This window comes from Dehalococcoidia bacterium (assembly GCA_028711995.1).
GTDB lineage: Bacteria > Chloroflexota > Dehalococcoidia > SZUA-161 > SpSt-899 > JAQTRE01.
Genome location: JAQTRE010000146.1, coordinates 1 through 7224, shown reverse-complemented (window position 1 = coordinate 7224; position 7224 = coordinate 1). Strand labels below are relative to the sequence as shown.

The 7224-nt window shown below is 49.6% G+C and carries 12 protein-coding genes and 4 tRNA genes; 15 read left to right on the top strand and 1 reads right to left on the bottom strand.

All coding sequences use genetic code 11. From position 1 onward, the window contains the following. Positions 1 to 517 precede the first annotated feature (517 nt). The 5 genes from PHV74_13940 to PHV74_13920 all read left to right on the top strand — a co-directional run bounded on the left by PHV74_13940 (position 518) and on the right by PHV74_13920 (position 2046). Complete coding sequence (locus PHV74_13940) at positions 518 to 1675, top strand: tyrosine-type recombinase/integrase (GenBank protein ID MDD5095457.1); 1158 nt, start codon at positions 518 to 520, stop codon at positions 1673 to 1675. A gap of 23 nt (positions 1676 to 1698) precedes the next feature. Then, positions 1699 to 1774: transfer RNA gene (locus PHV74_13935), tRNA-Trp, on the top strand. 8 nt (positions 1775 to 1782) lie between these two features. After that, positions 1783 to 1869: transfer RNA gene (locus tag PHV74_13930), tRNA-Leu, on the top strand. A 12-nt stretch (positions 1870 to 1881) separates the two neighbouring features. After that, positions 1882 to 1958 (top strand) — tRNA-Gly (locus tag PHV74_13925). Positions 1959 to 1970: 12 nt separating this feature from the next. Further along, positions 1971 to 2046: transfer RNA gene (locus tag PHV74_13920), tRNA-Cys, on the top strand. On the opposite strand, the gene PHV74_13915 is transcribed toward PHV74_13920, so the two are convergent. Continuing rightward, positions 2047 to 2364, bottom strand: a complete 318-nt coding sequence (locus PHV74_13915) for a helix-turn-helix transcriptional regulator (protein MDD5095456.1) — start codon at positions 2362 to 2364, stop codon at positions 2047 to 2049. A gap of 167 nt (positions 2365 to 2531) precedes the next feature. Between PHV74_13915 and PHV74_13910 the strand changes: the two genes are divergently transcribed. From PHV74_13910 to PHV74_13865, 10 genes are all read left to right on the top strand, one after another. Next, positions 2532 to 2729 carry a hypothetical protein gene (locus tag PHV74_13910; GenBank protein ID MDD5095455.1) on the top strand — a complete coding sequence of 66 codons (198 nt, stop codon included), beginning with the start codon at positions 2532 to 2534 and terminating at the stop codon, positions 2727 to 2729. Continuing rightward, positions 2726 to 2878 carry a hypothetical protein gene (locus PHV74_13905; GenBank protein MDD5095454.1) on the top strand — a complete coding sequence of 51 codons (153 nt, stop codon included), beginning with the start codon at positions 2726 to 2728 and terminating at the stop codon, positions 2876 to 2878. Before PHV74_13910 ends, PHV74_13905 begins: the two co-directional genes overlap by 4 nt. 297 nt (positions 2879 to 3175) lie before the next feature. Further along, entirely contained in the window at positions 3176 to 3355 is a 180-nt protein-coding gene (locus PHV74_13900) for a hypothetical protein (GenBank protein ID MDD5095453.1), read from the top strand. 5 nt (positions 3356 to 3360) lie between these two features. After that, positions 3361 to 3744 carry a hypothetical protein gene (locus PHV74_13895; GenBank protein ID MDD5095452.1) on the top strand — a complete coding sequence of 128 codons (384 nt, stop codon included), beginning with the start codon at positions 3361 to 3363 and terminating at the stop codon, positions 3742 to 3744. Then, on the top strand, positions 3728 to 3880 hold the full coding sequence (locus PHV74_13890; GenBank protein MDD5095451.1) for a hypothetical protein: 153 nt from the start codon (positions 3728 to 3730) through the stop codon (positions 3878 to 3880). Before PHV74_13895 ends, PHV74_13890 begins: the two co-directional genes overlap by 17 nt. A 365-nt stretch (positions 3881 to 4245) precedes the next feature. Beyond that, positions 4246 to 4395, top strand: coding sequence for a hypothetical protein (locus PHV74_13885; GenBank protein ID MDD5095450.1), 150 nt, complete (start codon positions 4246 to 4248; stop codon positions 4393 to 4395). Further along, on the top strand, positions 4388 to 4771 hold the full coding sequence (locus PHV74_13880; protein MDD5095449.1) for a hypothetical protein: 384 nt from the start codon (positions 4388 to 4390) through the stop codon (positions 4769 to 4771). Before PHV74_13885 ends, PHV74_13880 begins: the two co-directional genes overlap by 8 nt. Further along, positions 4761 to 5300, top strand: coding sequence for a hypothetical protein (locus PHV74_13875; GenBank protein ID MDD5095448.1), 540 nt, complete (start codon positions 4761 to 4763; stop codon positions 5298 to 5300). The genes PHV74_13880 and PHV74_13875 overlap by 11 nt, the downstream gene beginning before the upstream one ends. An 8-nt stretch (positions 5301 to 5308) precedes the next feature. After that, positions 5309 to 6547 (top strand): AAA family ATPase, encoded by a 1239-nt coding sequence (locus PHV74_13870; protein MDD5095447.1) that lies wholly within the window; start codon positions 5309 to 5311, stop codon positions 6545 to 6547. A 282-nt stretch (positions 6548 to 6829) separates the two neighbouring features. Next, positions 6830 to 7120 (top strand): hypothetical protein, encoded by a 291-nt coding sequence (locus tag PHV74_13865; GenBank protein MDD5095446.1) that lies wholly within the window; start codon positions 6830 to 6832, stop codon positions 7118 to 7120. Positions 7121 to 7224 lie beyond the last annotated feature (104 nt).

Below are 7224 nucleotides of genomic sequence, written 5' to 3'. Positions count from 1 at the left end.
AGTGCTCAAACCCTCAAAACCGAGGGCTTAACCTATGAGAATGTCACTTGAACGTCAAAACGTCGGTTTCAAAAACCGTGTCAACTTCTTTCAGGGTATTCTTAACCCCTATTCTTAAACGGCCTCGCACCTTATTGCATCTGCTAGCCTGAAGTTAACATAGGAATTATCGGTAATAACGAGTATCTCTGTGATACCCGTTATTATGGGCTCACCCCCAGCTTTTCTACTTCTACTTTGGTATTTGCCATTCTATTCCCTCCTTGACGCACCTTATTACATCTGATAGCCTGAAATTAACATAGGGATTATCGGTAATATCATGTACATTTGGTGTACACGTATTATGGGATTAACCTTGATTATGAGCGGAAGGAAACGAGGGCTAGCATCAACATGTAAACATGAAAGCAGCAGCCGAAGAACTCGACTTGATCCCGACTGAACTCATGAGTGAATTCGGCTTCAAGGATTGAATTAACTGGAGGTATCTAGGTATAATAGAAGGGTTAAGCGTATGGCAACTGGAAGCTTGAAGAAGAGGGCAAAGGGTAGCTGGACGGCGCGGTTCGATGTTCCTGATCCGATAACCGGGCAGCGAAAGCAGCGGACGATGACGATCCACGGCACCAAAACGGAAGCCGAAAAGGCGCTTAGGGAGATGCTGGCCAATATGGATGCCGGTATCTTCATAAAGTCCAGCCGGCTCACCATGGCGGAATACTTGCGTGACTGGCTGAAGGGATACGCGCCGAGCTTAAGCCCAGCAACTCACAGAGGGTATCGAACCATCGTTGAGTTTCACCTGATACCAAAGATCGGGGCCGTTCCGCTTCAACAACTGCACCCGAGCCAGATCAATAAGATGTATGGTGAGATCATTGAAACGGGCGCTTCGGTTAAGACGGCCAAGAATGTCCATGCAGTCTTGAGACGGGCGCTCAACGCGGCAGTCAAACAGAATTTGCTCGCCAGGAATCCTTGCTCGGGGGTGGACGCTCCCCGATACCATGCTCCTGAGATGGGAATGTTATCTGATCAGCAGATCGATGCCTTCTTGGAAGAGGTTGAAGCCAGCCAGTTCAGGGAGGCTTTGACTTTGCTGCTGTTCACCGGTTTAAGGCGTGGCGAACTGCTTGGCTTGAGATGGGTGGACGTGAACTTGGAATTCATGCAGTTAAGCGTGGTTCAGCAACTCCAGCGCATTCCCGTGGAGGGGTGGGTGATCAGACCACCCAAGACAAAGGGATCAAAGCGGAATATTCCGTTACTGCCGAATATGTGCGTCATGCTGCGTAATTTAAAAGATAAGAAGAAGGAGCAACTGGCCACCTTTGGGGCAGAATTGAAAGAATCAAGCTTGATATTCGGGGCGATTGACGGGACGCCCATTGAGCCAAGCACCTTGACACACAGTTGCAAGAAGATTATGAAGAAGATCGGCTGTGCGGAGCTGAGACTACATGATCTCCGGCACAGTTTTGCGAGCAAGCTGTTAAGGGAAGGCGTGAGCATTAAGGTGGTTCAGCAAATGATGGGCCACAGCAGTATCAGCACCACATTGGGCATTTATGGCCATATAACGCCCGATATGGAAGTAGAGGCTGTCAAGAAACTGGAGCGCGGTTTGAAAGTTCGTGATCAATCCGTGATCAAATCAGTGTCCGAGGGGTAGTAAGTACCCCAAGTTAGATTCGTAGGGGTGTAGCTCAGCTGGTAGAGCAGCGGTCTCCAAAACCGCAGGTCGCGGGTTCGAATCCTGCCGCCCCTGCCAGATTAAAAGCCGAGGTGGTGGAATCGGTAGACACGCCATCTTGAGGGGGTGGTGGGCGTAAGCCTATGCGAGTTCGAGTCTCGCCCTCGGCACCAATCATCAAGAGTGCGGAAGTAGCTCAGTCCGGTAGAGCGTCTCCCTCCCAAGGAGAAGGTCGCGAGTTCGAATCTCGTCTTCCGCTCCATATGCAAATCTAGGCGACGTGGCCAAGTGGTTAAGGCGGAGGTCTGCAAAACCTCTATTCGGCGGTTCGAATCCGCCCGTCGCCTCCATCAAGCAATAAGGCAGGCCGCCACATCTTCAGCCTCATCCTCATCGAGTGATGTACCACTTGGCCCACGTTCAAAACCCTCTGGTGTTTCGTTCAAAGGTTCCAACCCGAGAAAATAGAGCAGACTCTGCCCTGTCGCTTCTACTATCCTTGGCAGCATGTCAAGGTCAACCCTTCTCTCTCCAGTTTCAATATTCGATATTCCGCTTGGGCTTAGGTCCAGTTTCTGCGCCAACTCCCCTTGAGTCATATCGATCCACCGACGAGCTCTCTTGATTCGCTGGCCTATGGATTCTTTACTAAGATCCACTTTCTCCACATTCTCACCTCCTTTCATATTTTATTTCTCTTGGAACAACAGGATATCAGTAAAACAGATACAAGTCAATAGTTTTTAACAAAATGTTGACAATACAGAAGTTTAGTGCTATATTCAGATGTGTACTAAATAGAAGTTATTTCTGTATATCAGATTTTGGGGGCTCGATGGAAGTTAAAACAGTTCAAATCAGTGAAGAGCGGTACTGGGAAGCCAAGCGTGCATCCGCGATCCAAAAGAAGAGCTTAAAGCTCTTCCTGGAAGATGCCATTGCTGAGGCAGTCAAAGCAACTGATAGTTCATTTGGTTCATTGGCTGAGAAAGAGATTGAAGAAGAACTCCAATCCGTTGGAGACCCTCGATGACCACGCAAACCATTGAACCAAAATCCAAACCCACAGAGCCGAAAAACCGGTGCCTGCAACTGTGCCGCGAGCCCAAAATGCCGATCATGTGCTTGCACGTGGCAATATGCCCCGTGGCGATCGCCAAGAAAGCGGAGGGGAGATCGTAAGATGAGCAGTGTAGAACAAGGTTTAATTGCGATGACGCTTCTAGTGATCGGGGTGATGATCACTTCAATTTTAGAGCTAAGAAAAATGCGGCAAAAGATGCGAGACCAAAACCCCATCCAATGCCAGGATTGTCCGAAAAGAAGCCGATTGACGAAATCACCGCCAAAACGCAGGGAAAGCTGAGTTTATTGAAGACAAAGTTCATTTATGCCTCCAGTCTATGGCGTTAGACACTATGGCACAACTGGCTATGAGTATAGGATAGGGCTCTTAGTAATGTCAACTGGAGAATGGGTATGATCAAGATTTGTAAATGCGGGTGTCGGATATGGGTTGAATATCGGTGGAACGGGATTGCTCCGGTGGCCTATTACTACGATGAGCACTTCAAGGCCATCGACAATTGTCCGGGCTGTGGAGAGTGGCTGACCCGTGACGTATTTGACCAGACGCAATGTCTTGCGGGAGATTGGTAGAAGACATGACACGCGAAAGTTCAGACCGCATCGACAATTCCGGCATTACCAAGGACGGCTTTGATTATGCCTTACAGGTATGGGTAGAGGAATACATCATTCAGGATGTTGGCGCTGGGCGGCACGGTCTGGCTGGCAAGGATATTCGAACTGTCCCCGGGCACTCTATCCGCTGTCCCAGTTGCGGCACCAATATATCCTCCCTTGTGTCCCGCGCCAAAAGCGACATGCCGTCCCCACATCTGTTACCGGATGGGAGCGTCAGTGATGAGATCATAGAGGCCACCGCGAGAGTCATCCTCTTTTGGTGGCACCTCTTCGAGCGGGCCCCTGTGATGGGCCGGTTAATCAAATCTATCAACAGGAGTGATTATGACCACGAAAAATAGCGCAAAGTCAGATGCCGAGCTCGCGTGGGAGTTCGTCGCCCAAGAATTCAACAGGCAGGAACTGGAACCGTCCCGGATCATCGACCGGATCAGCGGGTGCGAATCCAGCTACATGGGATGCCCTCAAAGGAATTGAGTGATGTTTGTCAGTGAACTCATATGCACGGATTGCCAAAAGATCATCAAACACAGCGACCCGATGCGAGTAGATGAAACTGGGAAGACGCGGCACGAAACATGCCCGAAGGGGAGGTCAACCGATGCAACAGATAACCAGCCCCATAGTGATCATCTGTCAGTTCTGCCAGTTGGAGTATACGAAAGAAGAAGCAATGAGCGTCTCGCATAGAGGCGACAGTTGTCCACAATGTGGGAACCGAAATCTCAATGGGGGCCGTCCCCCGGCGTCCCCCGGCGTCCCCCGGCGACCGCCGGCGATAACCGGCTTGAGAGGGCGTCATGACCTGGATCGCGATTCACAACTGTAGGGATCGGAAGTTCATGACTATCAGTATACGGAAGGGCGTCAAACTTTATGAGTTCATCGGCAATGAATGGGTAGCCGTCCCGGGGAATGTATTGTCTGGCCTGTTTGATGTTAAATCGATGACTTCCCTATCATACGATGGACTGGTGGTGACGCATGGATAAAGATCAAGCCATCGCCGCCCTCCAAGCCGCCGCAGCATCCATCCAAGATAAACCGGCCCTGCGCCAGGAATTCCAGCGCATCATTGATGAGTTTGAGCGCTCTCTCAAGAGCAATACCTCCGGTTCTCAAGTACAGAACGATTCATTCCACCCCATTTCCACCCCTGTGGCTGATTTTGTGACTGATCCATCACGCTACCGTGGCGGTCAGAGGGCTATTCCTCCGGACATGGTTCCAACAATTGATAGCTGTCACGGAATGGGCTGGGGTTATAAGGCAATCACCAACTTCCTCCGCGAGGAACACGGACTGTCAGTAAACTGGACTACGGTCAGAAACGTTATCCAACGCAAGGGAGTCTATAGTGATCGATGAACGCGACATCTACGATCAAGTATACCGGACTGATTTAGAGTCAATTGTGCTGCTTGATCTATTGGCGTTACACCGTGCGGGAGCACGGGAAAAGGCACGTCAACTTGCCCGACAATTATCCGATGGTGATTTCATCAGCCACTATAACAAATCATTCTTTAGGGCGATCACTAAATGGCTATCCATTAACAATATCGAGATGATTACACTAGACCACATCCTTGTACTCTCCTGCGACAATCTCGATGATACACAAACGGTGGGTTTATGGCGGCATGCCTTACAAAACATGCTTCACACAGGCAACATGGAATCTTACTTAATGGAGGTGGAAGAGCAAAGAGATATCGAGGATTTTAAAGATTGGCTGCAATGGATACACATAGATATGGAAGCACTTCATGTGCGGATGCTCAAAGCGACCACATCGAAGCGCCATCGGATATTTCAGGCGATGGCGACCATCGACCGAGAATTAAACTCAGATATCAAGCGTGAACCAACTATTAAGGCCATCCAGGGGTTGTGAAGGAGCATATGCAAGCACCAGCATTTGAACACAACGGCGGCGTCTACCGGATAAGATTTGAAGAGGAAATGATATCCGTCCGGATGGATAGGCTAAAAGAAACTGGAGATTCGCTCACTGGAGAGATAGAAATCACCACTGACGCACCGGGTGTTGATTCATTCATGCACCATTCACGCCTCAATCTACTCTCGGCCCAGTCTCGGAAAACACTCTCTAAGCACATGACAAGCCGCATGGCCCTCCCTGATTGGGATGGGTTGATCGAGAGCGTTTGCGTTAGAGTGGTCCGTAAACACAGGGAGGGGCAGCCATTAATCACAGTCGGAAATCTGCCTGCACGAGACAATAAACAGCGATACAGGTTAGCCCCAATGCTGGTCGAAAAGGAAGCAAATCTTGTTTACGCGCCTGGTGGATCCGGGAAGAGCTACTTGAGCTACTTTTTCGGCCTGCTCGTGCAAACAGGCCAGCAACGGTGTGATTTGTGGCCAAAGAAAGGACCGGTCCTTTTCCTGGACTTTGAAACATCAGAACAAGAAGCCGATGAACGGATCAAATCGATACGGACCGGTATGGACCTTGCTGATGCGGAACTTAACTATAGGAGATGTTTTCAACCATTAGCCGCAGACATAGAGACTATCCAACGGTTAGCGCTGGACACTAAAGCCGAGTTGGTAATTGTCGATTCGGTGGGCGCGGCTTGTGGAGGAGAGCCGGAATCAGCAACGGCAGTTCTGGCGTATTTCATGGCGCTACGCAGTATGGGTATAACCACCCTCAGTGTAGACCATGTGAATAAGTCCAATGAAAAGAAATCCCCGTTCGGGAGCGTTTATAAAGTGAATTGCGCCCGGTCGGTATGGGAGATCAAGAAAACACAAGAGTTCGGGTCAGACCGGATGACGGTGGGGATGTTCCATCGAAAGGTTAATCAGGGTCGGCTATTACGGCCCATCGGGTTTGAACTCAACTGGTTCGATGATGGAAACGCCCTCATCATTCACCCCGCGAAAATCGCGGAGGATCCCACGTTATCAAAAGAATTGCCCCTGAAAGATCGAATCTCTGCCGCCCTCAATGGGACCGGAAAGGGATTGACAGTTAAGGCAATTCAGGAGGTGTTATCTGACGAAGAGAATGAGGTGTCTGAGGCTGTAATAAGAGCCACACTTAATCGCTATCAGGACACTTTCGTCAAGTTGCCTGATGGCCATTGGGGGAGAAAATCACATGTTGAGTAGTGAATATAACACGTTACATAGCAGGTGCTACGGTGTTATATAACATGTTACATAGCAGGCGTTACGGTGTTACAGGTTTAATTATAAACTTGCTTTTTGCCCAGTGGCGTAACAACACCCCCTTTAGGGGGGGTTGTTGTTACGACTGGGCAAAGTGAGGAAGAAATGAAAAACATCCGAGTGAAGTGTGATCGCTGCGATTGGGTAAAGTCCGTCGAAGGAGAAGGTAAACCATTGTCTTTTGAGCCGGTGCAGAATACCCAAACGGAGGAGGTTTGAGAAGTGACCGGAGTTGAACTGATCGCACAGGAACGACAACGCCAGGTCCAGGAAGAGGGATGGACGGCAGAGCATGACAAACAGCACCAGAATGGCGAGTTGGCAATGGCCGCGGCGTGCTATTCGCTTCCTCGAACAGCATCGTTTGTTGTGTTCCGAGGCAAAGATGGAACCCCTTCAACGTTTGATCCTTGGCCGTGGTATCGCGATTATTTTCGGTATTCAGATGGCCCTGCAGTTCAGGTGCCCGCATGGGACAAGCGTAATAAGCACTTACTGCTTGCATTTGGTTGATTTCAGTCCCAGGGCCTATTATTGGTTTGAGGTGAGATATGGATAACAACAAGGTGATTTGCCCGCATTGCGGAAATACAGCGACTGTGAAATTCGGGAGTTAT

Bases quoted from the DNA above. Each gene is read 5' to 3' on its own strand.
- PHV74_13940 (MDD5095457.1), top strand. From the start codon at position 518: ATGGCAACTGGAAGCTTGAAGAAGAGGGCAAAGGGTAGCTGGACGGCG.
- PHV74_13910 (MDD5095455.1), top strand. From the start codon at position 2,532: ATGGAAGTTAAAACAGTTCAAATCAGTGAAGAGCGGTACTGGGAAGCC.
- PHV74_13905 (MDD5095454.1), top strand. From the start codon at position 2,726: ATGACCACGCAAACCATTGAACCAAAATCCAAACCCACAGAGCCGAAA.
- PHV74_13900 (MDD5095453.1), top strand. From the start codon at position 3,176: ATGATCAAGATTTGTAAATGCGGGTGTCGGATATGGGTTGAATATCGG.
- PHV74_13895 (MDD5095452.1), top strand. From the start codon at position 3,361: ATGACACGCGAAAGTTCAGACCGCATCGACAATTCCGGCATTACCAAG.
- PHV74_13890 (MDD5095451.1), top strand. From the start codon at position 3,728: ATGACCACGAAAAATAGCGCAAAGTCAGATGCCGAGCTCGCGTGGGAG.
- PHV74_13885 (MDD5095450.1), top strand. From the start codon at position 4,246: ATGACTATCAGTATACGGAAGGGCGTCAAACTTTATGAGTTCATCGGC.
- PHV74_13880 (MDD5095449.1), top strand. From the start codon at position 4,388: ATGGATAAAGATCAAGCCATCGCCGCCCTCCAAGCCGCCGCAGCATCC.
- PHV74_13870 (MDD5095447.1), top strand. From the start codon at position 5,309: ATGCAAGCACCAGCATTTGAACACAACGGCGGCGTCTACCGGATAAGA.